We start from the raw sequence: 23,398 nt of genomic DNA, 5'->3' as shown, positions 1-23,398 counted from the left end.
ATGTCCACAGACGAGATTTTGTTTGAGGTAAAGGGTGCGGCGGGCGTGGTGAGGCTTAACAGGCCCAAAGCGCTGAATGCGCTGACGCTGACCATGGTAAGGGCGCTGCACCCACAGCTTGTTCAGTGGGCGGATGACCCGGCGATTGAGCGCGTCATTGTGAAGGGCGAGGGCGACCGGGCGTTTTGCGCAGGCGGAGACATTCGCGCGCTCTACGACTGGGGCACATCGGGAAATGCGCTTGCGGTTGGGTTTTATGAAGAGGAATACAAGCTCAACACGCTTATCAAAGAATATCCAAAACCATATATCGCGCTGATGGACGGCATCACCATGGGCGGGGGTGTTGGCCTTTCCGTACACGGATCACACCGGGTGGTGACCGAGCGGCTCAAGTTCGCGATGCCCGAAACCGGCATTGGTCTGTTCCCGGATGTGGGGGGTACGTATTTTCTGCCGCGCACGCCCGGCTGCATGGGCATGTTCATGTCACTCACGGGTGCGCGGCTGAATGCGGCTGATGCACTGGTGGCGGGCATCGCCACACAGTATGTGGACAGCGTCAGGCTGGATGCGCTGATGGATGATCTGTGTGCTGCGGGCGCGGATGTTGACCGTGTGCTCGCCCATTATCGCGACCTTTCAGAAGATACGGGGGAGGCACCGATCGCGGCAATGCAGCGGCAGATTGATGCATTGTTTGCGGGCGGAAGCGTAGAGGATATTCTGGCAGCGCTTGATGCCGACGGCAGCGAGTGGGCCGCGAATCAGGCGGCCACTATCCGCACCAAATCGCCGACCAGCCTCAAGGTGGCACATCGTCAGATGGTCGTGGGCGTGCGCGCGGATTTTCGTACCTGCATGGCAACGGAGTTTCGCATCGTGTCGCGTATCATGACGCAGCGCGACTTTTATGAAGGCGTGCGGGCGACGATCATTGACAAGGACGGCGCACCCAACTGGCAACCGGATACGCTGGAGGCTGTGACGCGCGCTGATGTGGACGCGATTTTTGCGCCGCTGCCGGGTGGCGATATTGAACTGGGTTGAGCTTGGCTGAGGCTGGCAAGGAAAAATAATATGACGAAAATCGGGTTTATCGGGCTTGGCAATATGGGCGGGCCGATGGCGCGCAATCTACTCAAAGGCGGTCACGATGTGAGCGTGTTCGACCTGAGTGAGGTGGCCACCGGCGCGCTGCGCGATGCAGGTGCGACGGTTGTGGCCAGCGCCGGTGATGCGGCGGCGGGCGTTGACGTTGTGGTGTCCATGCTGCCTGCGGGCCATCACGTTGAGGCGGTGTATGGCGGTACCAATGGCGTGATTGCACGGGCTGACAAAGGCACATTGCTGATCGACAGCTCAACCATTGACGTGGACACGGCGCGCAAGGTGGCGTCGATGGCTGAGGCGCAGGGGCTCGCCATGGTGGATGCGCCTGTCTCCGGCGGTGTCGGTGGCGCTGAGGCGGGTACGCTCACATTCATGGTGGGTGGTGAGGCTGAGGCCTTTGCCCGTGCGCGCCCGGTGCTGGAACACATGGGCAAAAACATTTTTCATGCAGGCGGTGCGGGCAACGGGCAGGCGGCGAAAATCTGCAACAACATGCTTCTGGGCATTTCGATGATCGGCACGGCGGAAGCCTTCAACCTGGCGGAGAAGCTGGGGCTGGATGCGCAGACGTTTTTTGACATATCGTCCACAGCGTCCGGCCAGTGCTGGTCGATGACGAGCTACTGCCCGGCGGCCGGGCCGGTGCCTGCGTCGCCTGCCAACAATGATTACAAGCCGGGGTTTGCGGCGGCGATGATGCTTAAGGATTTGCGGCTGGCGCAGGCGGCGGCGGCAGGCTCAAAGGCACCCACGCCGCTGGGCAACGAAGCGGCCTCGCTGTACGGACTGATGGAGGCTGCGGGCAAGGACGGGCTTGATTTTTCCGGAATAATTAAATTGCTGCGGGGCGATATTTGAGCCGCGCGCCGTGCGTTTTCAGACTCTGTTAGCCCGTTTGCTTTTGGCGTTAACACACACGTAACTATCGCACCCAAGGCGGAAGGCCGTGTGTGGCTGAACGGGCGTTGAACGGGGCTGTTACGGGCGTGCCAAAATAGCGCCTAAGCCACTGGTTTTGTTCGCTAAAAATTACCTACAGTTTTAAGCATATTGCAGCGGCAGCTTCGCGCTTCATTAAGGTGGGGCGGCTAAAGTTCAGTCCGTGTTCGAGGTAATTCCCGTCCAGAAAGAGGCGGGGCGTATATCGGCGAACAAGCGAATGAAGAAGCCGGGAGAAGTTTTATGAGCATGAATGCTGCTGTCGCTCTTAAAGAGAATACTGCCGTTGCGGGCGAGGCCGATGGATCGGTTCTCAAGGCGCATTATCTTGAAACGCTGACCTTCGTTGAGCGGCTGCACCGCTGCCTTCTGGATGTCATCAAGGATGAGCTGGACCGCATCGGTTGTGATGAAATCAACAGCGTGCAGGCGCTGCTGCTGTTCAACATCGGTGATGCCGAGTTGACCGCTGGTGAGTTGCGCACCCGTGGCCACTACCTTGGCTCCAACGTCTCGTACAATCTGAAAAAGCTGGTGGATACTAAATACATCCATCACAAGCGATCTGAAGCGGATCGTCGCTCAGTGCGCGTGAGCCTCACCGGCAAGGGTCAGGAAATCAAAGAACTGGTGGATGAGCTGTATGAGCGTCATCTGCTGTCGCTCACCCCGGTTGGCGAAGTGGGTGCAGATGACCTTGAAACGGTCAACACGGCACTGCGTCGTCTTGAACGGTTCTGGACGGATCAGATTCGCTACCGGCTGTAGTGGTTTTATCCCGCGTGCTGCGTGCGTTTTTTGCGCGGCGGGCGGGGGATGAACTTGGGCGTGCGGGCGACATAGTCTTCGTATCCCGGCTTCGACTTTTGAAGCCCGCGCTCAAGCAGGTCCGCGCCTGATACCCTGATGATGAGCCATGTCATGATGGCGGGGCCTATCAGGGTCCACAGGTTTGTATGGTCAGCGACGGCGATTGCGAACAGGCCCCACCAAATGAGTGTATTGCCAAAATAGTTGGGGTGCCGCGTCCAGGCCCATAGTCCGGTGTCCAGCACCTTGCCGTTATTCGCTTCATCGCGCTTGAAGGCGGCAAGCTGTGCATCAGCGATCGACTCAAAAAGAAAGCCTGCAGTGAACGCGATGACGCCAATCGCATCCAGCACACCCAGCGGCGCATTGGCATTGGCCATGCCAAAGATGACGGGCACGCCGACTATCACAATGAGCGCGCCCTGCAACCCGAACACCACATAAATGCTTTGCCATTTGAAGTGTGGCCGTTTGCGGCGCATGGCCTGGTAGCGTTTGTCTTCGTGGGGTTCACCCAGCCAGCGGGCAAACAGATAGGTGCCAAGGCGGATGGACCAAAGTGACGTGAGGGAAAGCAGCAGCATGGCACGGGGGTGCTCAGGCGACAGAGCAAACCAGGTGGTCCAGGCCACCACGCCAAAGCCGACCGGCCAGAACGCATCAACAAAGCTGACGTCAGCAAGGCGAAGGCTGATGAGCCACAGTACAAACACGGTGGCGGCCATGACTGCCACGTTGAGCAGGATAAGGTCGATGCCTGACAAAAGCGGGCGCCTTTTCGTTTTTCACCGCGCGCGAACAGCGCTGCGGTCTCCCTGAATGCCGACGTGTTTTCTGGTGCCGGTCGCTTTTGAGCGTAACAAACATTTGAAGGCGGGGCCTAGCCCGGTCTTTCAAAGCAGGCTAGAGTTTTTTGGTGCTGTTTCAGGGGCTTGGGGGAGTATCCTGTGGCGCAGTGCCGGTTGTTGACCGGCTGATTTTTTGGGGGTCTTGAAGCACGTTGTGATCTGTCGTCCTGTAGGCGCGCATTTGCACCAGACTTGCAGGGAATGAGTGGATTCTAAGGGTTTGCCCCCTTTTTACGGCTTTTGGAATTGGGATTGTTCCGCTTTGGCACGCACTTTGATCAAAACCGTCCTGTTTGCCCTCAGCGTTGTGGCGCTTGGCGCGCTGGCGGCTGTTGCAGCGAATGCCGAGACGGCGCGCTCCTATGATGTGTTTGGCGGCGGCCAACAGGCAGCCCCAACCCAGGCATCCCCAAGTTCGACCTTTGTGGATGATCCCTGGGCAGTGGACTGGATTGACCCGTGGGATGCGCCGCGCCGCATTGAAGATTTTGAAAATGCCAAGGCGCCCTTGTCCGACGCGCCGACATTGGGGGATGCGGGCTACTGGCCGCTGCTGCGCGCCATATCGATGTATTCCAACATCGTGGAGTGGGGCGGCTGGCAACGCATTCCCGACGGTGAACCGCTGGAAGAAGGCACCATCGACGAAGCCCGTGTGCCGCTGCTGCGCAAGCGGTTGATTGCTACCGGCGACCTTGATGGCTCGGCCGGCAACCCGACCGTGTTTGATGCCACTGTCACCAAGGCCGTGCAGCGCTTTCAGGCGCGCAATGGTTTGCTGCCCGACGGCGTTATCGGCAAGCGCACGCTGGACGCACTGAATGTGTCCGCCAAGGCACGGCTGGCGTTGCTGGAGCGCAACCTCAAGCGCATCAACAAGCTGTCTGAAAATCTGGGTGATCGCTACATCTTCGTGAACATCGCAGGCCAGAAGCTGGAAGCCGTATCGAACGGTCGCGTTGAACGGCGACACCGGGTTGTCATCGGCAAGGTGGATCGTCAGACCCCGGAATATACCTCCAAGATCACGTTTTTGGCCTTCAACCCGTATTGGCATGTGCCGCAGTCCATCGCCACCAAGGATATTCTGCCGCAGGTGCGCCGTGACCCAAGCTATCTGAAGCGGCTCAACATGCGGGTGTATAGCGGTCGTTATGGCGGGCGCGAAGTGAACCCCTACAGCGTCAACTGGAACCAGGCGACCGGCAGTTCATTTCTGTTCCGGCAGGACCCCGGCCCGCGTAACTCGCTGGGCACGGTCAAAATCCATTTCCCCAATCCTCATGCGGTATATCTGCATGACACGCCCTCAAAGAGCCTGTTTGGCCGCAACATCCGCGCCAACTCATCGGGCTGTGTGCGGGTTGAAGATGTGCATGACCTCACGACGTGGCTGCTGAAGCCGCAGGGCTGGGATAGGGCGCGTGTGGATGCACTGGTCAACAGTGGCGACCGCAAGGACATTCGCCTTGATGAGACGGTGCCGGTGTACATGATCTATCTGACCGGCTGGGTGGACGAGCACGGCGTGGTCAATTTCCGCGATGATATTTACGGGCGCGACGGACGGCAGGCATCGCTCTAAAGCCGGTCTCGCTTTAGAGTATGCAGATGACTCGTTCTTCAAAGCGTCCCGTCCGCCCCGCTCGTTATGCCTATCTTGAGCATGACGGCATTCTTGCCTTTGCGCATCGGGGCGGGGCTGTGGATTTTCCCGAAAACACCATGGCCGCCTTCGAGGCGGCCGTTGGCATGGGCTATCGCTATCTTGAAACCGATGCCTATGCCACGCGCGATGGTGTGCTGCTGTCTTTCCACGACGACAGGCTGGACAGGGTCACGTCGCATTCGGGCGCCATCGAAGAACTGGATTATGCGCAGGTTGCGCCCGCCCGCATTGAAGGCCGCGAACCCATTCCGCTGATGGAGGATCTGATCGGGTCGTTCCCTGATGCACGCTTCAACATTGATCCCAAGCACGATGCCTGCGTGGGCCCGCTGATTGATGTCATCAGGCGTACCAATGCTGTTGAACGGGTATGTGTCGGCTCATTTTCAGACAAACGCATCGGTCAGCTTCGCGACGCGCTTGGACCAAAGCTGTGCACCAGCATGGGACCCTGGGCGACAACACGGATGCGGTTTTCAGCCTGGGGGGTGCCGGTAGGCCGCTTCACGAATGTGGGCGCAGCGCAGATACCCGTGGTGCAGTTTGGTGTGACGCTGGGCAACCAATCGTTCGTCGAGCGCTGCCATGATCATGGTCTGCAGGTGCATATCTGGACAATTGATGACCCTGTCGAGATGAACAGATTGCTGGATATGGGCGTGGACGGGCTGATGACTGACCGGCCAGCGGTGCTGCGTGATGTGCTCCAAAAGCGCGGACTTTGGGCCTAAAACCGATTGCCGGGGTCGGCCGGGGGTGGACATCGGGGGGATTGGCCCCCATTTTCCTGCGGCAATCCGCACTTTGCGGATATGGACTCCGTGTCCTAGATTTATGTCAATGAATCCAGCACGTTTGCTGGAATAATATGACGTCACCCGAAGGTCCGCTGCGTATGTTCAGGCGGGTGGGAAGACGAAAGGACCGGATCGAACATGAACCGGATTGATTACGACGCCGCCCTGCAGGGGGCCCTCGACACATTGCGCGCCGAGGGGCGGTATCGCGTGTTTGCGGAGCTTGAGCGTCAGCAGGGCGCATACCCCACCGCCAACCGCTATATCGACGGTACGCTGGACGGCAAAATCACCGTGTGGTGCTCGAACGATTATCTGGGCATGGGTCAGCACCCCGATGTGCTGGCGGCGATGCACGAGGCGCTTGAGACAACCGGCGCGGGCTCCGGCGGTACACGGAACATTTCCGGCACACACCATTATCATATTTCGCTTGAGCGCGAGCTTGCGGACCTTCACCAGAAGGAAGCAGCCCTGCTGTTTACATCCGGCTACGTGGCCAACGAGGCAACGCTCTCAAGTCTCGCGCGCATTCTCAAGGGCTGCGTGATTTTTTCCGACGAAATGAATCATGCCTCCATGATTGAAGGCATCCGCCATGGCGGCGGGCCCAAGCGCATTTTCCGCCATAACGATCTGGCGCATCTTGAAGAGTTGCTGGCTGAGACAGACCCGGCGCTGCCCAAGGTGGTGGCATTTGAGAGCGTGTATTCGATGGATGGCGACATTGCCGATATCGGCGCTATCTGCGACCTCGCCAAAAAATACAACGCGCTGACCTATCTTGATGAGGTTCATGCCGTTGGCCTGTATGGAGCACGCGGCGGCGGCATTGCCGACCGTGATGGCGTGCTGGACAAGGTGGACATCATAGAAGGCACGCTGGCCAAGGGGTTTGGCGTGATGGGCGGCTATATTGCCGCCTCGGCGCGCGTGGTGGATGTGGTGCGCTCCTACGCGCAGAGCTTCATTTTCACAACCTCCCTGTCGCCGGTGCTGACGGCAGGCGTGCTTGCCAGTGTGCGGCATCTCAAGGCCAGCAACGTAGAGCGCGAGGCGCAGCAGGCACAGGCTGCCAAGCTGAAGGCGGCTCTCAAAGAGCGCGGCCTGCCGGTGCTGGAAACCCCCAGCCATATTGTGCCCGTCATGGTGTGGGACCCGGTTGCGTGCAAGGCAATCTCGGATCGGTTGCTGGAGGTGCACAACATCTATGTGCAGCCGATCAATTACCCCACAGTGCCGCGCGGCACGGAGCGGTTGCGCTTTACGCCGGGGCCGTTCCACGACGACACGAAAATCGCCACTCTCGTTGATGCGCTGGACCAGGTGTTTGTCGAGTTCAAGATTGACCGCAGTCGGGCGGCCTGACCCCGCATGGCCCGGTCACGCCTCCCCTCCGGTGGTGCCAGGGGCGGCGTCATTTTTGAGTTCTGGCCACGGGGGGCTTATGTCAAAGTCAGCGCAGTTGACGAGGCGACGGGCACCGAAGTTTCCATTGTCGGAGATGCGCGGGTAACGCAGGCAGACCTGCAACGCATTGCCCTGCGTAAGCTTGAAAAAGCACTTGCCGCCGACCAGCCAAAGAAAAGGCGCTGAACCCAAGACGGGCCGGCGCCTTTTCTTGTTTCTGTGGGGCGCGCAGGTCTAGCGGCGACCACGACCGCCACGACCGCCGGTGCCAAGGCCGATGTCCTTGGCAAACTGGGAGCGCTGTTTGGAGTAGTTGGGGGCGACCATGGGGTAGTCCGTCGGCAGGTTCCATTTGGCGCGATAGTCATCCGGTGACATGTCGTAATGCGACCGCAAATAGCGCTTGAGCATTTTCAGGCGTTTGCCGTCTTCAAGACACACGATGTAGTCCGGCGTGATGGACCGCTTAATGGGCACGGCCGGCTTCTGCTTTTCGGCGGGGGCCTGTGCTTCCACACTGCCGACGCCACCAAGAGCTGAATGCACCGTGCGAATCAATTCTGGTAACTCGCTTGGAGAAAGCTCGTTATTGCTGACATAAGCCGCGATCACGTCTGCGGTAAGGCGGACAATTTCTTCGCGGTCCATAGCGTCCAAGTCTTTGTCAAAGTCACTCATGTTATGACGGCCCTTGTTCATGGGTTTTTATTTCTTGCGATGCGTATATCGCGCGCGGTTACTGATAGCAACATGCTGTGCGGGGCCCTTTACACAAACACAATGACCGTTTTGTGTTTTCGCGCTCCGGGCGCAGCCGGTTGCACCGGTTTTGACTTTAGACATTGCCGTAAACCCGGTGTTCGCGTGCCCATGCAGTTTGCACTGGCAAAAAAAGAGGGCGGGGAACTACAAAGTGTTGCCACAAGGCTGGTGTTCAGCGACGGGGCATGTGGTATGCCTGTGCGCACCACACACTATATGCGCACGGCAGATGTGCCTCAGGTGGCTTGCTTAGCCGGGGGAACCGGCTTACCTCCTGTGTTTAAGGGGCGCGATCTCAACCGCGTCGTCCCCGCTATTTGCGTTTTTCAAGGATGAGGGCCGCCCATGTCGCTTCAGGACACCGCAGACCAGCCATATTCAACCGAAACGTTTTTCAGCCGCTCGCTTGCCGACACCGACCCGGATGTGTCCAAATGGGTTGGTCGTGAGCTTGAGCGCCAGCAAACGCAGATTGAACTGATTGCGTCGGAAAACATCGTCAGCCGCGCCGTGCTTGAAGCACAGGGGTCAGTCCTCACCAACAAATATGCCGAAGGCTATCCCGGTCGCCGCTATTATGGTGGTTGCGAGTTTGTGGACGAGGTTGAAACGCTGGCTATTGAGCGTGCCAAAAGGCTGTTCAACTGCGGTTTTGCCAATGTGCAGCCCAACTCAGGCAGTCAGGCCAACCAGGGCGCCATGATGGCCATGATAAAGCCCGGCGATACCATTTTGGGCATGAGCCTTGATGCAGGCGGGCACCTGACACACGGGGCCAAGCCCAACCAGTCCGGCAAGTGGTTCAACCCTGTGCAGTACGGTGTGCGCAAGCAGGACGGGCAGATTGACTATGAGGAAGTGGCGGCTCTCGCGCGTGAACACAAACCGGCGCTGATTATTGCCGGTGGGTCTGCCTATTCGCCGGTGATTGATTTCCAGAAGTTCCGCGACATCGCTGATGAAGTTGGCGCGTTTTTGATGGTGGACATGGCGCATTTCGCGGGCCTTGTGGCGGGCGGTGTCTATCCCAGCCCGCTGCCGTTTGCGGATGTCTGCACCACCACCACCCATAAAACCCTGCGCGGTCCGCGTGGCGGCATGATCCTGACCAATGACGAGAAGCTGGCCAAGAAAATCAATTCGGCGATTTTTCCCGGCATTCAGGGCGGACCGCTGATGCACGTGATTGCCGGCAAGGCTGTGGCGTTTGGCGAGGCGCTGCGTCCGGAGTTCAAATTGTATGCGCGCAACGTGGTGGACAATGCCCGTGCGCTGGCGTCATCGCTGCAAAAGGGCGGCGTGGACATTGTGTCAGGCGGCACCGACAGCCACCTGATGCTGGTTGATCTGCGGCCCAAGGGCCTCACCGGCAAGGTGGCGGAAGCAGCGCTCGAAAACGCACATATCACCTGCAACAAGAACGGCGTGCCGTTTGACCCCGAACCGCCGGCGGTTACGTCGGGCGTGCGGCTGGGCACACCGGCGGGCACCACGCGCGGCTTTGGTGTGGCAGAGTTCACGCTCGTGGGTGATCTGATCACCGAGGTGCTGGACGGGCTGGTAGCGAACGGCGATAACAACGGAAGTGTTGAAGCTTCCGTCAAGGCGCGCGTTCTGGAGTTGTGTTCACGATTCCCGATTTACGGCTAGCGGCACCAAAAACGGACCAAAAACAAAAGTATCAGGGGATAGGGTATGCGCTGTCCGTTTTGCGGCAACGAAGACACGCAGGTTAAAGACTCGCGGCCAACCGAAGATGCAGCGGCGATCAGGCGGCGGCGTTTTTGCACCGGCTGCGGGGCGCGGTTCACCACATTCGAGCGGGTTCAGCTTCGCGACCTCACGGTGGTGAAACGCAACGGCAAGCGCGAACCGTTTGACCGCGACAAGCTGGTGCGGTCGTTGCAAATCTCATTGCGCAAACGTCCGGTTGAGCCTGAACGGGTGGAGCGTATGGTGTCGGGCATTATCCGGCAGCTTGAAAGCACCGGCGAGAGTGACATTCCGGCCTCGATGGTTGGCGAGTTGATTATGGAGCGTTTGAAGCTGCTTGATGAAGTGGCCTATGTGCGCTTTGCCTCTGTGTACCGGAACTTCCGGGAAGCAAAGGATTTTGAAAAGTTTCTGGGCGGCCTGAATGACCCGCTCGAAAAAATGGACGACTAGCGGGTTCGCCGTCGGGCATGTGGCCGGTTTCGGTGTCACGCTGGGCAGTGCCGCCAGGCGTTGATGCCGAGACACACAGATGGCAGCAGGTTTTACACAGCAGCAGACGGATGCACGCTTCATGCGTGCTGCACTGACGCTTGCCGCGCGCGGGCTGGGGCAGGTGGCGCCCAATCCGTCCGTAGGCTGCATTATTGTTGCAGATGATGCGGGCACACCGATTGTTGTCGGGCGCGGGTGGACGCAGCCGTGCGGGCGTCCGCATGCAGAGACCGAAGCGCTGCGGCGGGCAGGCAACAAGACGCGCGGCGCAACTGTCTATGTGACCCTTGAACCGTGCGCGCACTCTGGCAAGACCGGGCCATGCGCACAGGCATTGATTGAAGCCGGTGCGGCGCGTGTGGTGGTGGCGTGCGGTGATCCTGACGACCGCGTCAATGGCAAGGGCATTCAAATGCTTCGGGGTGCCGGTATTGAGGTGACAGCCGGCGTGCTTGAGGCCGAAGCCCGTGAGCTCAACGCGGGGTTCATGACACGGGTCACGGCCCAGCGACCACTGGTGATACTCAAGATTGCGTCAACGCTGGACGGCAAGATTGCCACCCATACCGGCAAGAGCCACTGGATCACCGGAGACATGGCACGCGAACGCACTCACCTTATGAGGGCGCAGGCGGATGCCATCATGGTTGGCAGTGCCACGGCCATTGTGGATGATCCGCAACTCACCTGCCGGTTGCCGGGCCTGTCGCACCGTTCGCCGATCCGGGTGATTGCAGACGGGCGGTTGCGGCTTCCGCTCACTTCTAAACTTGTGCAAAGCGCGCGCGAGCATCGGCTGATCGTTCTCACACGCGGGGACGCTGAAAGGCATCGTCACGATGCCTTTGAAGATCTGGGTGTAGAGCTGGTGGATGTGCCTGTGGGTGCTGACAACCGCATGGATATGACAAAAGCACTTGTGTTGCTTGCGGGACTTGGCATCACGCGCGTGATGGTGGAGGGCGGCGCGCGGCTGGCTGCCTCGTTGTTGCGCGCGGACCTGGTTGATCGTATCGAGTGGTTTCAGGCGCCCAAGATCATTGGTGACGACGGGTATTCCGCCGTGGCCGGTCTGGGGCTCGACGATATTGATCTGGATGCGGGCTACGAGCAGGTGGCGGTTACGCCACTTGGAGAAGATGTGCTCACCAGCCTGCGCGTAAGGACATAAGGCTTCAATGTTTACCGGCATCATCACTGACATCGGCAAAGTCACCGAGATAGAAGAGCGTGGCGACACGCGGTTTCGCATTGCCACGCGTTATGACGCTGACGGTATTGCCTTGGGGGCATCCATCGCGTGTTCCGGGGCATGTCTTACGGTGATAGGGAAAGGCCGCAGCGATGCACAAACATGCTGGTTCGATGTTGAAGCATCAGGCGAGACATTGGCGCACACCAAGCTGGGAAGCTGGCGTGTTGGGTCACGCATCAACCTTGAGCGCGCCCTGAAGGCGGGCGACGAGTTGGGTGGTCATATCGTGAGCGGGCATGTGGATGGCGTTGGCAGTCTTTTGTCCAGCGTGCCGGAGGGCGATAGCTGGCGGCTCACATTCAGGGCACCTGCCGAGATGATGGCGTATATTGCGCCCAAGGGCTCAATCACCATTGACGGTATCTCGCTGACGGTGAACGAAGTCGGGGACGACACTTTCGGGGTTAACATCATTCCGCACACCCAAAGCGAAACCACGCTTGGCGACCTCACGAACGGCGACCCGGTCAATCTGGAAATTGACATGCTGGCGCGCTATGTGGCCCGTCAGGTTGCAGCGCTTGCCGGCAATAACGCATAAAAGACAGTAACAAGGCCGTACCGCACATATATGTGCGGGGCTGAAAAAGGACACCTGCGCATGAGCGAATTTACCAGTTATCTGTCTCCGATCGAGGATGTAATCGAGGACGCGCGCAATGGCAGGATGTTCATTCTTGTTGACGCAGAGGATCGCGAAAACGAGGGTGATCTGATTATTCCGGCACAAATGGCGACGCCGGACGCGGTGAACTTCATGGCCAAATATGGTCGCGGGCTGATTTGTCTGGCGATGGGCGAAGACCGGGCGGCGCAGCTAAATCTTGAGCTGATGTCGGCTCACAATCAGTCGCGCCACCAAACTGCCTTTACCATTTCCATTGAGGCGCGCGAAGGTGTGACGACGGGCATTTCAGCGCATGACCGGGCACACACGATTGCGGTGGCGATCGACCCCACCAAAAACTATGCCGACATTGCAACGCCGGGCCATGTGTTTCCCCTGGTGGCGCGCAAGGGCGGCGTGCTGGTGCGTGCGGGCCATACGGAAGCTGCTGTTGATATTTCGCGGCTTGCGGGGCTTAACCCTGCGGGTGTCATCTGTGAAATCATGAACGATGACGGCACCATGGCGCGGTTGCCGGACCTTGTGCAGTTTGCCCAGTTGCACAGCCTTAAGGTTGCTACCATCGCAGACCTCATCGCCTATCGCCGCAAGCACGATAATTTCATGAGCCGTGCCATTGAAAAGCCCTTCCACAGCGAAGCAGGTGGTGAATGGCAGATGATGGTATATCAGAATAAAGTTCAGTATGCGGAGCATGTGGCTCTGGTAAAGGGTGATGTCAGCACCGCCGAGCCGGTGCTGGTGCGGATGCACGCGGTCAATGTGTTTGATGATCTGTTGCTGGGCTCGGGCGGCCGGGCGGGCATCATCGAGGACAGTATGCGGGCTATCGCAGACGAAGGCCGCGGGGTGATCGTGATTATTCGCGATACGGACGCGACCATTGTGTCTGACATGCTGCTGATGGATGAGAAAACCCGTAAGGAGCAGGGGCCACGGCGTTTGCGTGAATATGGTATCGGCGCGCAGATATTGCTGGATCTGGGGGTGCGGAAGATGGAGCTTTTGTCCAATTCGCCCAACCCGACGATTGTGGGCATTGAAGGCTACGGGCTTGAAGTTGTCGGCCAGCGGCCCATTACGCAGATGAAGGAGGCGGGCGAGTGACCGGCACCAAACCTCCCCACATTCTCATCATTGAAGCGCGCTTCTATCCCGAACTGACGGACGAGATGGCGCGCGGTGCGATTGCTGAAATTGAAGCTGTTGGCGGCACCTATGAGCGCATGGAAGTACCCGGCGTGTTGGAGATACCGGCGGCGGTGGTGTATGCGCTACGTGCCATGGCTGTGACCGGGCGACAGAAGCAGTATGATGGCTTTGTCACGCTTGGCTGCGTCATTCGTGGCGAGACGGCGCATTTTGATATTGTTGCATTTGAAAGCGCGCGGGCGCTTATGGACCTGAGCGTCGAACATGCGCTGGCGCTGGGCAACGGCATTCAGACCGTTGAAAACGAAGATCAGGCGTGGGCGCGCGCCAACGTGGATGACAAGAACAAGGGCGGCGGTGCTGCGGTGGCGGCGTTGGCCATGATTGCCCACAAGCGCGCGATGCGCGTGGACGGACTTTAGCGGTGGAACTCTCTTGAACGCCAAAGCAAAGCCTTATGAGCCGCACGAAGCACGCAGCAATGCGCGGCTGGCTGCCGTGCAGGCGCTGTATCAGATGGACATTGGCAGCGCCGACATTGGCGATGTCATTGCCGAGTTCCGCGCCGCGCGCCTTGGCCGTACCTATGATGGCGAGACGGCGCAGGAACTCCGCGATGATGCGCCGGCAGACGCGGACTTTTTTGAGTCGATCGTGCGCGGCGTTGTTGACCGGCAGGGCGACCTTGACCCGGCGATCGACGGTGCGCTTGCACAAGGCTGGCGGTTGCCGCGTCTCGACGCCACCTTGCGCGCGGTGTTGCGGGCGGGGGCATTCGAGATTCACGGTCGCAGCGATGTACCGCCCAAGGCCGTTATCAATGAGTATGTCAGCGTTGCGCACGCCTTTTTTGACGGCGACGAACCCAAGGTGGTGAATGCGGTGCTGGACCGGCTGGCCCGCGAACTGCTGGGGTCGCAGACGCTGGATCAGGCCTAGGTGGCGGTGCCGCCCGACAGCGAGTTTTCCCTTATTGCGCGCCTGTTTGCGCCGCTCTCTGATGCGCCGCACGGGCTTGGCCTGCGTGATGACGCGGGTTTTGTGCCCGCGTCTGAGCCGGGCCAGCGTACCTGCATCACCAAGGACATGATCGTCGCGGGCGTGCATTTTCTGCCCGACGACCCGCCGGACCTGATCGCGCGCAAGCTGGTGCGGGTGAATGTGTCTGATCTGGTTGCCAAGGGTGTGGTGCCAAATGGCTGCCTGCTGGCTGCTGCCTTCAATGAGAACCGCGACGTTGCCTGGCTTGACGCCTTTGCTGCCGGCCTCGCGCAAGACCTTGAAACTTACGGCATGGTGCTGATCGGCGGTGACACGGTCCGCACGCCGGGGCCGGACAGTTTTTCACTCACAGCGCTTGGGCATGTGGCCGATGGCGGGTTTGTGGGCCGCAATGGTGCGGGCGAGGGCGACGGGTTGTATGTCACCGGCACCATTGGCGACGCGGGCCTCGGCCTCAAAATCCTGCGCGGTGACCTGGGTACAGTCGCCCTTGGCCGTCGCACGCCGCTGATAGAGCGCTATCACCTGCCGCACCCGCGTGTGGCGTTTGGCGCAGCGCTGGCCGGGTTTGCGACGGCAGCGCTTGATGTGTCAGACGGGCTGGTGGCGGACGTGGGCCACCTCACGCAGATGTCCGGGCTGTGCGCCCGTATTGAGCTTGAGCGTGTGCCGTTGTCTTCCTCAGCGCAACGGCTGGTCAAATCGGACCCGGCATTGCGCCTGTCGCTACTGGGAGCAGGGGATGACTACGAAATTGTGTTTTCAGCGCCTGCCGACGCTGCTGAGGCGATTGCTGCCGCATCGGGTGCCAGCGATACGCCGGTGACGCGCATAGGCCATATTCTGGCCGGTGAGGCGGGCCGGGTGGATGTTGTTGATTCGGCTGGCAGCGTTATTGATGTCCCACGTGCAGGGTTCCGGCATTTCTGACGGTTTCCGGACGGTCCAAGCATCTATGGGTGACCGGGTACAGCGGCGCTGCTAACCCCTCGTGATCTTCAACATCATCGCCGGTTGCCTTGTGGGGGTACATTTGGCATGTTCCGCGCGATCTTCAGGGGTGGGGACGACAGGGCGTGACGGGCCGGATTAGCGGCTTTTTCACGCCTGCCATAAATCCACCGCTCAGTTGTTTAACCAAAACTCAAAGGCTGCCGGGCCAACCGGCTGCCACATTAGGAAGCACACGCAAATGAGCACGACGATGATGGCCATTCTGGCCGCTGGCGCTCTGTCGCTTGTCTATGGGGCCTGGGCTATTCGCTCGGTTCTGGCGGCAAGCGCGGGCAATGCGCGCATGCAAGAAATTGCAGGCGCAATTCAGGAAGGCGCTGCTGCCTACCTCAACCGTCAATACTCCACGGTTGCCATTGTGGGCATCGTGATTTTCGCCATCGTCTGGTGGTTGCTGGGTATGCTGACGGCTATCGGCTTTGCTGCCGGTGCCGTGCTGTCGGGTATCGCCGGCTATATCGGCATGATTGTGTCGGTGCGCGCCAATGTGCGTACCACGCAGGCGGCATCCGAAAGCCTGGCCGCGGGCCTCAACATCGCGTTCAAATCCGGTGCTGTCACCGGCATGTTGGTGGCCGGTCTCGCGTTGCTCGGTGTGGCGGTTTATTACACCGTGCTGACCGACACGCTGGGCCATGCAGCCAATTCGCGTCAGGTGATTGATGCGCTGGTGGCGCTTGGCTTTGGTGCCTCCCTCATTTCAATCTTTGCGCGTCTTGGCGGCGGCATCTTCACCAAGGGTGCGGATGTGGGCGGCGACCTTGTGGGCAAGATCGAAGCGGGCATCCCCGAAGATGACCCCCGCAACCCCGCCACCATCGCCGACAATGTGGGCGACAACGTGGGCGACTGCGCGGGCATGGCGGCTGACCTGTTTGAAACCTATGCGGTGACGATTGTCGCCACCATGGTTCTGGCGTCCATCTTCTTCGTTGGCGCTGCCGGTGAAACGATGATGCTGTATCCGCTGGTTATCGGTGCCACCTGCATCGTGACGTCGATCATCGGCACGTTCTTTGTGCGGCTTGGCTCGAACGGCTCCATCATGGGGGCGCTCTACAAGGGCTTTATTGCATCAGCAGTGCTGTCGTTGATCGCGCTCTACTTCACCACTGATTATGTGGTTGGTCTGGATACCACCTATACGCTGGCCAGCGGTCTCAGCTTTACCGGCATGAGCCTGTATCTTTGTGGTGTTGCGGGTCTGGTGATTACGGGTCTCATCATCTGGATCACTGAATACTACACGGGCACGAATTACCGTCCGGTGCAGTCCGTGGCGCAGGCATCTGTGTCCGGTCACGGCACCAACGTGATCCAGGGTCTGGCTGTGTCGCTTGAAGCAACGGCGCTGCCTGCCATCGTCATTGTTGCGGGCATCATTGTGACTTTCAACCTTGCGGGTCTGTTCGGCATTGCCATTGCAGTGTCCACCATGCTGGCGCTTGCGGGCATGGTTGTGGCGCTTGATGCGTTTGGTCCGGTGACGGACAACGCAGGCGGCATTGCTGAAATGGCCGAGCTGGACGAAAGCGTCCGCAAGACCACTGACGCGCTGGATGCTGTGGGGAACACCACCAAGGCTGTAACCAAGGGCTATGCCATTGGTTCTGCCGGTCTGGGTGCGCTGGTGCTGTTTGCGGCCTATACGGAGGATCTGAAGTTCTTCGCGGCTGATCCGGCAACGTATCCGTATTTTGCAGGCATCAACGTCGATTTCTCGCTGTCCAACCCTTACGTCGTGGTTGGTTTGCTGGTCGGCGGCATGTTGCCGTTCCTGTTCGGGGCCATGGGCATGATGGCTGTGGGCCGTGCGGCTGCGGCCATCGTGGAAGAAGTGCGCCGTCAGTTCAAAGAAAAGCCCGGCATCATGCAGGGCACGGAGAAGCCTGATTACAAGCAGGCCGTTGACCTGCTGACCAAGGCGGCTATCCGCGAGATGATTGTACCGTCCATGCTGCCGGTGCTGTCACCCGTGGCGCTGTACTTCATCATCATGTGGGTGGCAGACAAGTCGGCGGCATTCTCAGCCGTTGGTGCCATGCTGCTGGGTGTGATCGTGACAGGTCTGTTCGTGGCTATCTCGATGACTGCCGGTGGCGGTGCATGGGATAACGCCAAGAAGGTGATCGAAGACGGTGCCCATGGCGGCAAGGGCTCTGATGCTCACAAGGCGGCCATCACCGGCGATACGGTGGGTGACCCTTACAAGGACACTGCCGGTCCGGCGGTGAACCCGATGATCAAGATCACCAACATCGTGGCATTGCTGCTGCTGGCGGTGCTTGCTCACTAGGGTTTAGGGCTTTAGCAAAACAAGAAGGCGGCGTCCTGATCGGGACGCCGCCTTTTTTCTTGTGGCTGTGGAAAGGGGCTCTGGGCCCCGTGGTCAAGCCACGGGGAGGCAAGTGAGAGTGCGGCGAGCCCTAACCTCCCACTTCTGCCGTGGCTTGGGGCTCTGGGCTCCGTGGTCGAGCTGCGGGGAAGCAAGTGAGAGTGAGGGGAACCCTAACTTCCCACTTTTGCCTTACCGCGACTTGATCGCGGTATCCAGGGGCAGCTTGTAGCCGGCTACAGACCCGGCGTCGGGTCGGCGCGGGTGCCGGAGCCGAAGCGGCCGAGGTTGCCGAACATTTGTTGCAGGAACGTCAGCTCCTTGCCGCGGGTGGGTGTTTCGCGGTCGATGAAATTGACGATCTTGCCGTCTTCCAGCCCGAAATAGCCAAGCTGTTTGACGTTGTTATCCTCGTCAAAATAAACCGCGACAATTTCGCGGTCCACGGTCTCCTCGCGGAAGAACGCAAACTGCTCTTCGATGCTGGAAATGTAATACCAGGTGCCGCCATCCACCGTGGACAGGGTGGAGGGTGACCCGAATGTGGTCAGCACGCTGTCCTTGTTGTCGATGCCGACGCGGATTTCGGCCAGCAAATCCTCGTTGGGCACGTAGCCGCGCTGGCTCACAACAGGGGCGCAGGCCACCATCAGTCCGGCAAGCGCTGCGGCTGCCAGTGTCTGTTTGAGGGGCAGGGTCTGCTTGAGGGGGCCAATCGGCCGCAGTTGGTTTTTCGTGAGCCTGCGCACATCTCTCTCCATGAAGCCAAAGCGGTGCTGCCAATTTTTGAGTGACAATACATGAAGAGCCGCGCGCCGCTTGGCAAGAGGGGCCTTTGGGCTTAATGCCCTCCTGTGAAGCGTCTCAGGCGGGCGCAGCTAAGACCTACGAAAGCGGATACCTCATGGTGATGCAGCGGATATTGGCACCTTTCAGGGCAGCCCGACGCAACAAGCCGGTGCTGGACGCGCTGTATGGCGTGATCATGGCCCAGGCGCGCGACCCCTATTTTTACGCGCAGCTTGGCGTTCCCGACACCGTTGAAGGCCGTTTCGACATGGTGACGCTGCATACATATCTGGTGAATGCCCGGTTGCGCGGTGGCGGCGAGGCCGCGCAGGCGCTGTCGCAGGACCTGTTTGACCATATGTTCAGGGATATGGACCATGCCCTGCGCGAAATGGGAGTGGGCGACATGGGCATCGGCAAGCGCATTCAGAAAATGGCCTCCAAGTTTTATGGCCGCACGGATGCGTATGAAAAAGCGCTTGCTGACGCAGACCCGGCAGCGTTGCGCGATGCTGTTGGACGCAACATCTATGCAGGTGTTGCGCCGAACCCCACCGGCGTTGCGGTTATCGCCGCCTATATTCGCCAGGCCCGCGCCGACCTTGGGATACAGTCGCTGGACCGGCTGATGGAAGGCGAGTTGCACTTTCCCGCCATTGCCACTGCCAAGGGTGACGGCGATGTCTGAAGTGCCTGAGTTTTCCTATCGTGTTGATGTCGCGAGTCTGCCGGGCACCGGCATTGAACGGCCGCTGCGGCCCACGGCAGACGAACTGGCAGCGGTTGCCAGGCGACTTGATCTGCAGGCCATTGAGCAGATGGACATCAAAATCCGCGTGACGCCGTGGCGCAGTTTCGGGGCCAAATTGCACGGCACATTCAGCGCGGATGTTATCCAGACCTGCGTGGTTTCGCTGGAGCCGGTATCAGCCCATGTGGAAGATGAGTTCGACATTCGCTATCTGCCCGCACGGATGATCGAGGAGGATGCGTCGAAAGGCGAGGTCTTGTCTGACCCGTCGTCTGACGAGGATGCGCCGGAGGCTTTGGGCGGTGATACAGGCTCAATACTCGATGCGGGGGAGGCTGTGGTTCAGTATCTGTCGCTGGCGCTTGATCCGTATCCGCGTCACCGCGATGCGAGCCTGCCGGACGAGGCATCGCTGCCTGATGAGCCATCCCCGTTCGCGGTACTGGCAGCGCTGAAGCTGCAAGATAAAGACAAGTAATTTCAAGCAGTTAACCCTAAGGTTGAGTTAGCCGGGGGTTGCTTTATGTTGCAGCCGCGTGCGCCGGACAGGTGAGTTCACGATTCGTGGAATCCTTCGCTTCGGGGCGTGCGGTCATTTTCGTGTCATGGCTTTATGCGCCACTGACACCAATCATGAAGCGGAGTTGCGCTTGGCTGGCGGCATTACCATCGCGCTGGACGCTATGGGCGGCGATCTTGGCCCTGAGGCTGTGGTCGGCGGCGCATCCCTTGCCCGCATCCGCCATCCGAATGTGCATTACGAGTTTCATGGCGATGAAAAGTTGCTGGCCCCGCTGCTGGAGACAGACGCTGAGCTGAAAGCTGTATCGAGCATTCACCACACCGATGTGGCGGTATCAATGTCGGACAAGCCCAGCCAGGCCCTGCGGGCCGGGCGGCGCGTTTCCAGCATGTGGCTGGCGATTGATGCGGTAAAGCAGGGCCGCGCGCAGGCGGCGTTGTCGTGCGGTAATACCGGCGCGCTGACGGTGATGTCGCGGATGATTTTGAAGACCATGCCGGGCATCGACCGTCCGGCACTCGCCGCCATCTGGCCCACCATGCGTGGTGAAAGCATCGTGCTGGATGTGGGGGCCAATGTGGTGGCCGAGGAAAAGAACCTCGTCAATTTCGCCATCATGGGCGAGGCCATGGCACGTACAGCGCTGGGCCAGCCCAAGCCGACTGTTGGCCTGCTCAACATCGGTGCCGAAGAAATGAAGGGCAACGAAAACGTCAAGGGTGCCGCGCAGGTGCTGCGCAACACGGACCTTGAGTTTGAGTTTTACGGGTTCGTGGAAGGCGACGACATTTCAAAAGGCACGGTGGATGTTGTGGTGACCGACGGCTTCACCGGCAACATTGCCCTCAAGACCGCCGAAGGCACGGCGCGGCTGATCGGGGATTATCTGTCCAACGCCATGCGCCGGTCGCTGGCTTCGCGCATCGGCTATTTGCTGGCACGCGGCGCTTTCAACGTGCTGCGTAAGCGGATGGACCCCAGCAGCGTCAATGGCGGTGTGTTTTTGGGGCTTAACGGCGTGGTGGTGAAAAGCCACGGGTCGGCAACGGCTGCGGGTATCGCAAGTGCGCTTGATCTGGCCATCGATATGGCCCGCCATGACATCATCAAAAAAATATCGGCTGATCTTGAAACGGTTCACACCGATGAGGCGTCTGCGGGTGAGGCTACAGCCGAACCGGAGCCTGTCGCATCATGATCCGATCCATCGTCAGGGGCACAGGCGCGTATCTGCCTGAGCGCATCGTCACCAATGCCGAGATGGCGACTTTGGTGGATACATCGGACGAGTGGATTGTGGCCCGCACCGGCATTACCCAGCGCCACATTGCTGCTGACGGCGAGATGACATCCGACCTTGCCATTGCGGCTGCCAAAGCCGCGCTTGCGGACGCCCAAGTGCATGCGGATGACGTGGACATGATTGTCATGGCTACGGCAACACCGGACGATACGTTTCCCGCGACGGCAACCGTCGTGCAGGCGGCGCTTGGCATTGAGCGCGGGTTTGCGTTTGACATGCAGGCGGTGTGTTCGGGTTTTGTGTATGCGGTGGCAACGGCGGATAACTTCATCAAGGCGGGGCAGGTCAAGACAGCGCTTGTTATCGGCGCTGAAACCTTCTCGCGCATTCTCGATTGGGAAGACCGGACCACGGCTGTGCTGTTTGGCGACGGCGCGGGGGCGCTGGTGTTGCAGGCGGGTGAGGGCGAGGGCACCACGGATGATCGTGGCGTCCTGACCTCGCACTTGCATTCAGACGGGCGCTACCGCGATAAGCTGTATGTGGACGGCGGGCCATCGCGTGGCACGGTGGGGCATCTGCGCATGGAAGGCCGGGAGGTGTTTCGTCATGCGGTTGTGAATATAGCCGACGTGATTGACGAGGCGCTGGATGCCACCGGGCTGAGCGCTGCCGACATCGACTGGTTCGTGCCGCACCAGGCCAACCGGCGCATTCTGGATGCCACGGCAAAGCGCATTGGTCTGCCACCGGAAAAGGTGGTGATGACGGTCGGCCAGCACGCCAACACGTCCGCAGCCTCAGTGCCGCTGGCGCTGGATGTGGCCCGCAGGGACGGGCGGATCAAGCAGAACGACATGGTACTGCTCGAGGCGATGGGTGGCGGGTTTACCTGGGGGTCAGCCCTGGTCCGCTGGTAAAGGCCACTTTGGAGCCGCAATTTGCGTTAACATATTAGTTTAAGTCACTGGTGGCATTGGCTTTTGTCTGGCTGTAAGGTCATTGCGGGCAAAGCGACGCCGGAGTACAAATAGAGAATCATGAGCAAGACACTTACACGCGCCAATCTGAGCGAGGCCGTCTATCAGGAAGTCGGCCTGTCCCGTAACGAATCCGCGGATTTTGTGGAACGGGTGCTCGAAGAAATCTCGTCTAGCCTTGAGCAGGGGGAAACCGTGAAGGTGTCATCCTTTGGTGCTTTTTCCGTGCGGGAGAAAGGCGGGCGTGTCGGGCGCAACCCCAAGACCGGCGAAGAGGTGCCAATCAAACCGCGCCGTGTTTTGGTGTTCCGCCCCAGCCATGTTCTCAAGGACCGGGTCAACAAGTCTGCGGCGCGTGATGCCATGACGGACAGTTCCGCAACGCCTGAGACTGTGTGAGACATAAGCGTTGAGCCCGGATTCCGGAGACAGCGCGGGTGGACCGGGAGGTTCACAAAGTATGCAAAAATCTCCCGATGCATTCCGCACCATTTCAGAGGTGGCTGTTGACCTCGACGTGCCGCAGCATGTTCTGCGTTTCTGGGAAACCAAGTTCACACAGATCAAGCCGCTGAAACGCGGCGGTGGCCGACGCTATTACCGGCCCGAAGACGTGGACCTGCTGCGCGGCATCCGCACGCTGCTGTATCACGACGGCTACACCATCAAGGGCGTGCAGAAGGTGTTTCGCGAGCAGGGCGTACGCCATGTCAGCGAAATTGGCCGTGAGGAATATGAAGCCGAGCTTGCCGAGGCGGAGGCCACACAGGATATGGATGAGGGGGCTGAGGAAGCCGCCGCACCAGACCCTGTAAAGCCGCATATTGCGCCTGCACCGTTTCCGCCCCAGCCGCTCACCGAAGAGCAGATGGATGAACTTGAGCGCATCCTTGAAGAACTTGAGGGGCTGAAAAGCCGGATTGAGGCGGCGCGGCAACCCGCCGTTTTCTAGTCTGAAAGGTGCCGCGACCGTGTGGCAATTTTCTGGGGTTTGCGGCGTTGCGATAGGGCAGAACCGCCCCTATAGTCCGCCTCCCTCCCGGCGGCATGTGGGCCTTCGCCCGCCGCTGATCTTAACGGAGCGTAGCGCAGCCTGGTAGCGCACTTGTCTGGGGGACAAGGGGTCGTCGGTTCAAATCCGGCCGCTCCGACCAATCGGCAAAAGCCGCA

25 protein-coding genes and 1 tRNA gene are annotated in these 23,398 nt (G+C 59.7%); 23 read left to right on the top strand and 3 right to left on the bottom strand.

The annotated features are described in order from the left end of the window. The 3 genes from RIB87_RS02700 (at position 1) to ldtR (ending at position 2,820) form a co-directional block, all read left to right on the top strand. Positions 1-1,050 (top strand): enoyl-CoA hydratase/isomerase family protein, encoded by a 1,050-nt coding sequence (locus RIB87_RS02700; RefSeq protein WP_350143229.1) that lies wholly within the window; start codon positions 1-3, stop codon positions 1,048-1,050. A 30-nt stretch (positions 1,051-1,080) separates the two neighbouring features. Beyond that, positions 1,081-1,971: a 3-hydroxyisobutyrate dehydrogenase gene (gene mmsB / locus RIB87_RS02695; RefSeq protein ID WP_350143227.1), complete on the top strand. Its 891-nt coding sequence runs from the start codon at positions 1,081-1,083 to the stop codon at positions 1,969-1,971. A gap of 330 nt (positions 1,972-2,301) precedes the next feature. Next, positions 2,302-2,820, top strand: a complete 519-nt coding sequence (ldtR, locus tag RIB87_RS02690; protein WP_350143527.1) for a transcriptional regulator LdtR — start codon at positions 2,302-2,304, stop codon at positions 2,818-2,820. Between the two features lie 5 nt (positions 2,821-2,825). Here ldtR and RIB87_RS02685 read toward each other — a convergent pair whose 3' ends face one another. After that, positions 2,826-3,626 carry a DUF1295 domain-containing protein gene (locus tag RIB87_RS02685; RefSeq protein WP_350143225.1) on the bottom strand — a complete coding sequence of 267 codons (801 nt, stop codon included), beginning with the start codon at positions 3,624-3,626 and terminating at the stop codon, positions 2,826-2,828. A gap of 346 nt (positions 3,627-3,972) precedes the next feature. Here RIB87_RS02685 and RIB87_RS02680 point away from each other — a divergent pair, with 346 nt between their 5' ends. The 4 genes from RIB87_RS02680 to RIB87_RS02665 all read left to right on the top strand — a co-directional run bounded on the left by RIB87_RS02680 (position 3,973) and on the right by RIB87_RS02665 (position 7,772). Then, entirely contained in the window at positions 3,973-5,295 is a 1,323-nt protein-coding gene (locus RIB87_RS02680) for a L,D-transpeptidase family protein (protein ID WP_350143223.1), read from the top strand. A 26-nt stretch (positions 5,296-5,321) separates the two neighbouring features. Continuing rightward, positions 5,322-6,110, top strand: a complete 789-nt coding sequence (locus RIB87_RS02675) for a glycerophosphodiester phosphodiesterase family protein (protein ID WP_350143221.1) — start codon at positions 5,322-5,324, stop codon at positions 6,108-6,110. Positions 6,111-6,323: 213 nt separating this feature from the next. Beyond that, a complete protein-coding gene (gene hemA / locus RIB87_RS02670) occupies positions 6,324-7,544 on the top strand; it encodes a 5-aminolevulinate synthase (protein WP_502943200.1) in 1,221 nt (406 codons plus the stop codon). A gap of 6 nt (positions 7,545-7,550) precedes the next feature. After that, positions 7,551-7,772 (top strand): DUF6898 family protein, encoded by a 222-nt coding sequence (locus RIB87_RS02665; protein WP_350143217.1) that lies wholly within the window; start codon positions 7,551-7,553, stop codon positions 7,770-7,772. 48 nt (positions 7,773-7,820) lie between these two features. Here RIB87_RS02665 and RIB87_RS02660 read toward each other — a convergent pair whose 3' ends face one another. Then, entirely contained in the window at positions 7,821-8,264 is a 444-nt protein-coding gene (locus RIB87_RS02660) for a Ros/MucR family transcriptional regulator (RefSeq protein ID WP_350143215.1), read from the bottom strand. Positions 8,265-8,693: 429 nt separating this feature from the next. Here RIB87_RS02660 and glyA point away from each other — a divergent pair, with 429 nt between their 5' ends. The 9 genes from glyA to RIB87_RS02615 all read left to right on the top strand — a co-directional run bounded on the left by glyA (position 8,694) and on the right by RIB87_RS02615 (position 17,903). Beyond that, the gene (gene glyA, locus RIB87_RS02655) at positions 8,694-9,998 is read left to right on the top strand and encodes a serine hydroxymethyltransferase (protein WP_350143213.1); all 1,305 of its coding nucleotides are present in this window, start codon (positions 8,694-8,696) and stop codon (positions 9,996-9,998) included. Positions 9,999-10,043: 45 nt separating this feature from the next. Further along, on the top strand, positions 10,044-10,514 hold the full coding sequence (nrdR, locus tag RIB87_RS02650; RefSeq protein WP_350143211.1) for a transcriptional regulator NrdR: 471 nt from the start codon (positions 10,044-10,046) through the stop codon (positions 10,512-10,514). A 79-nt stretch (positions 10,515-10,593) separates the two neighbouring features. Beyond that, positions 10,594-11,727 carry a bifunctional diaminohydroxyphosphoribosylaminopyrimidine deaminase/5-amino-6-(5-phosphoribosylamino)uracil reductase RibD gene (gene ribD / locus RIB87_RS02645; protein WP_350143209.1) on the top strand — a complete coding sequence of 378 codons (1,134 nt, stop codon included), beginning with the start codon at positions 10,594-10,596 and terminating at the stop codon, positions 11,725-11,727. Positions 11,728-11,734: 7 nt separating this feature from the next. After that, positions 11,735-12,352, top strand: a complete 618-nt coding sequence (locus tag RIB87_RS02640) for a riboflavin synthase (RefSeq protein ID WP_350143207.1) — start codon at positions 11,735-11,737, stop codon at positions 12,350-12,352. Between the two features lie 60 nt (positions 12,353-12,412). Then, the gene (gene ribB, locus RIB87_RS02635) at positions 12,413-13,546 is read left to right on the top strand and encodes a 3,4-dihydroxy-2-butanone-4-phosphate synthase (protein WP_350143205.1); all 1,134 of its coding nucleotides are present in this window, start codon (positions 12,413-12,415) and stop codon (positions 13,544-13,546) included. Then, on the top strand, positions 13,543-14,013 hold the full coding sequence (gene ribH, locus RIB87_RS02630; protein WP_350143203.1) for a 6,7-dimethyl-8-ribityllumazine synthase: 471 nt from the start codon (positions 13,543-13,545) through the stop codon (positions 14,011-14,013). Before ribB ends, ribH begins: the two co-directional genes overlap by 4 nt. A gap of 13 nt (positions 14,014-14,026) precedes the next feature. Beyond that, positions 14,027-14,530: a transcription antitermination factor NusB gene (nusB, locus tag RIB87_RS02625; RefSeq protein WP_350143201.1), complete on the top strand. Its 504-nt coding sequence runs from the start codon at positions 14,027-14,029 to the stop codon at positions 14,528-14,530. Further along, a complete protein-coding gene (thiL, locus tag RIB87_RS02620) occupies positions 14,531-15,523 on the top strand; it encodes a thiamine-phosphate kinase (RefSeq protein ID WP_350143199.1) in 993 nt (330 codons plus the stop codon). It begins immediately after the preceding gene. Between the two features lie 262 nt (positions 15,524-15,785). Continuing rightward, the gene (locus RIB87_RS02615; RefSeq protein WP_350143197.1) at positions 15,786-17,903 is read left to right on the top strand and encodes a sodium-translocating pyrophosphatase; all 2,118 of its coding nucleotides are present in this window, start codon (positions 15,786-15,788) and stop codon (positions 17,901-17,903) included. A gap of 275 nt (positions 17,904-18,178) precedes the next feature. Here the strand turns inward: RIB87_RS02615 and RIB87_RS02610 are convergent, their stop codons facing one another. Then, positions 18,179-18,691 (bottom strand): outer membrane protein assembly factor BamE, encoded by a 513-nt coding sequence (locus tag RIB87_RS02610; RefSeq protein ID WP_350143195.1) that lies wholly within the window; start codon positions 18,689-18,691, stop codon positions 18,179-18,181. A gap of 95 nt (positions 18,692-18,786) precedes the next feature. On the opposite strand from RIB87_RS02610, the gene RIB87_RS02605 reads away from it, so the two are divergent. From RIB87_RS02605 to RIB87_RS02575, 7 genes are all read left to right on the top strand, one after another. Then, positions 18,787-19,419 carry a ubiquinol-cytochrome C chaperone family protein gene (locus RIB87_RS02605; RefSeq protein WP_350143193.1) on the top strand — a complete coding sequence of 211 codons (633 nt, stop codon included), beginning with the start codon at positions 18,787-18,789 and terminating at the stop codon, positions 19,417-19,419. Further along, the gene (locus RIB87_RS02600; RefSeq protein ID WP_350143191.1) at positions 19,412-19,960 is read left to right on the top strand and encodes a YceD family protein; all 549 of its coding nucleotides are present in this window, start codon (positions 19,412-19,414) and stop codon (positions 19,958-19,960) included. The genes RIB87_RS02605 and RIB87_RS02600 overlap by 8 nt, the downstream gene beginning before the upstream one ends. Before the next feature lie 172 nt (positions 19,961-20,132). Beyond that, the gene (gene plsX, locus RIB87_RS02595) at positions 20,133-21,203 is read left to right on the top strand and encodes a phosphate acyltransferase PlsX (RefSeq protein WP_350143189.1); all 1,071 of its coding nucleotides are present in this window, start codon (positions 20,133-20,135) and stop codon (positions 21,201-21,203) included. Next, positions 21,200-22,168, top strand: a complete 969-nt coding sequence (locus RIB87_RS02590) for a beta-ketoacyl-ACP synthase III (protein WP_350143187.1) — start codon at positions 21,200-21,202, stop codon at positions 22,166-22,168. Before plsX ends, RIB87_RS02590 begins: the two co-directional genes overlap by 4 nt. Before the next feature lie 120 nt (positions 22,169-22,288). Continuing rightward, positions 22,289-22,627 carry an integration host factor subunit alpha gene (locus RIB87_RS02585; protein WP_350143185.1) on the top strand — a complete coding sequence of 113 codons (339 nt, stop codon included), beginning with the start codon at positions 22,289-22,291 and terminating at the stop codon, positions 22,625-22,627. 61 nt (positions 22,628-22,688) lie between these two features. After that, positions 22,689-23,180, top strand: coding sequence for a MerR family transcriptional regulator (locus tag RIB87_RS02580; protein WP_350143183.1), 492 nt, complete (start codon positions 22,689-22,691; stop codon positions 23,178-23,180). Positions 23,181-23,305: 125 nt separating this feature from the next. Continuing rightward, a tRNA-Pro gene (locus RIB87_RS02575) sits at positions 23,306-23,382 on the top strand. Positions 23,383-23,398 lie beyond the last annotated feature (16 nt).

The sequence above is a fragment of the Pyruvatibacter sp. genome, assembly GCF_040219635.1.
In the GTDB taxonomy this organism is placed as follows: Bacteria; Pseudomonadota; Alphaproteobacteria; order CGMCC-115125; family CGMCC-115125; genus Pyruvatibacter.
The sequence above is the reverse complement of the archived record's forward strand: the minus strand, read 5'-3'. Positions and strand labels throughout refer to the sequence as shown.

Bases quoted from the DNA above. Each gene is read 5' to 3' on its own strand.
- RIB87_RS02700 (WP_350143229.1), top strand. From the start codon at position 1: ATGTCCACAGACGAGATTTTGTTTGAGGTAAAGGGTGCGGCGGGCGTG.
- mmsB (WP_350143227.1), top strand. From the start codon at position 1,081: ATGACGAAAATCGGGTTTATCGGGCTTGGCAATATGGGCGGGCCGATG.
- ldtR (WP_350143527.1), top strand. From the start codon at position 2,302: ATGAATGCTGCTGTCGCTCTTAAAGAGAATACTGCCGTTGCGGGCGAG.
- RIB87_RS02675 (WP_350143221.1), top strand. From the start codon at position 5,322: ATGACTCGTTCTTCAAAGCGTCCCGTCCGCCCCGCTCGTTATGCCTAT.
- RIB87_RS02665 (WP_350143217.1), top strand. From the start codon at position 7,551: ATGGCCCGGTCACGCCTCCCCTCCGGTGGTGCCAGGGGCGGCGTCATT.
- RIB87_RS02660 (WP_350143215.1), bottom strand. From the start codon at position 8,264: ATGAGTGACTTTGACAAAGACTTGGACGCTATGGACCGCGAAGAAATT.
- glyA (WP_350143213.1), top strand. From the start codon at position 8,694: ATGTCGCTTCAGGACACCGCAGACCAGCCATATTCAACCGAAACGTTT.
- nrdR (WP_350143211.1), top strand. From the start codon at position 10,044: ATGCGCTGTCCGTTTTGCGGCAACGAAGACACGCAGGTTAAAGACTCG.
- ribD (WP_350143209.1), top strand. From the start codon at position 10,594: ATGGCAGCAGGTTTTACACAGCAGCAGACGGATGCACGCTTCATGCGT.
- RIB87_RS02640 (WP_350143207.1), top strand. From the start codon at position 11,735: ATGTTTACCGGCATCATCACTGACATCGGCAAAGTCACCGAGATAGAA.
- ribB (WP_350143205.1), top strand. From the start codon at position 12,413: ATGAGCGAATTTACCAGTTATCTGTCTCCGATCGAGGATGTAATCGAG.
- RIB87_RS02615 (WP_350143197.1), top strand. From the start codon at position 15,786: ATGAGCACGACGATGATGGCCATTCTGGCCGCTGGCGCTCTGTCGCTT.
- RIB87_RS02605 (WP_350143193.1), top strand. From the start codon at position 18,787: ATGCCCTCCTGTGAAGCGTCTCAGGCGGGCGCAGCTAAGACCTACGAA.
- RIB87_RS02600 (WP_350143191.1), top strand. From the start codon at position 19,412: ATGTCTGAAGTGCCTGAGTTTTCCTATCGTGTTGATGTCGCGAGTCTG.
- RIB87_RS02590 (WP_350143187.1), top strand. From the start codon at position 21,200: ATGATCCGATCCATCGTCAGGGGCACAGGCGCGTATCTGCCTGAGCGC.
- RIB87_RS02585 (WP_350143185.1), top strand. From the start codon at position 22,289: ATGAGCAAGACACTTACACGCGCCAATCTGAGCGAGGCCGTCTATCAG.
- RIB87_RS02580 (WP_350143183.1), top strand. From the start codon at position 22,689: ATGCAAAAATCTCCCGATGCATTCCGCACCATTTCAGAGGTGGCTGTT.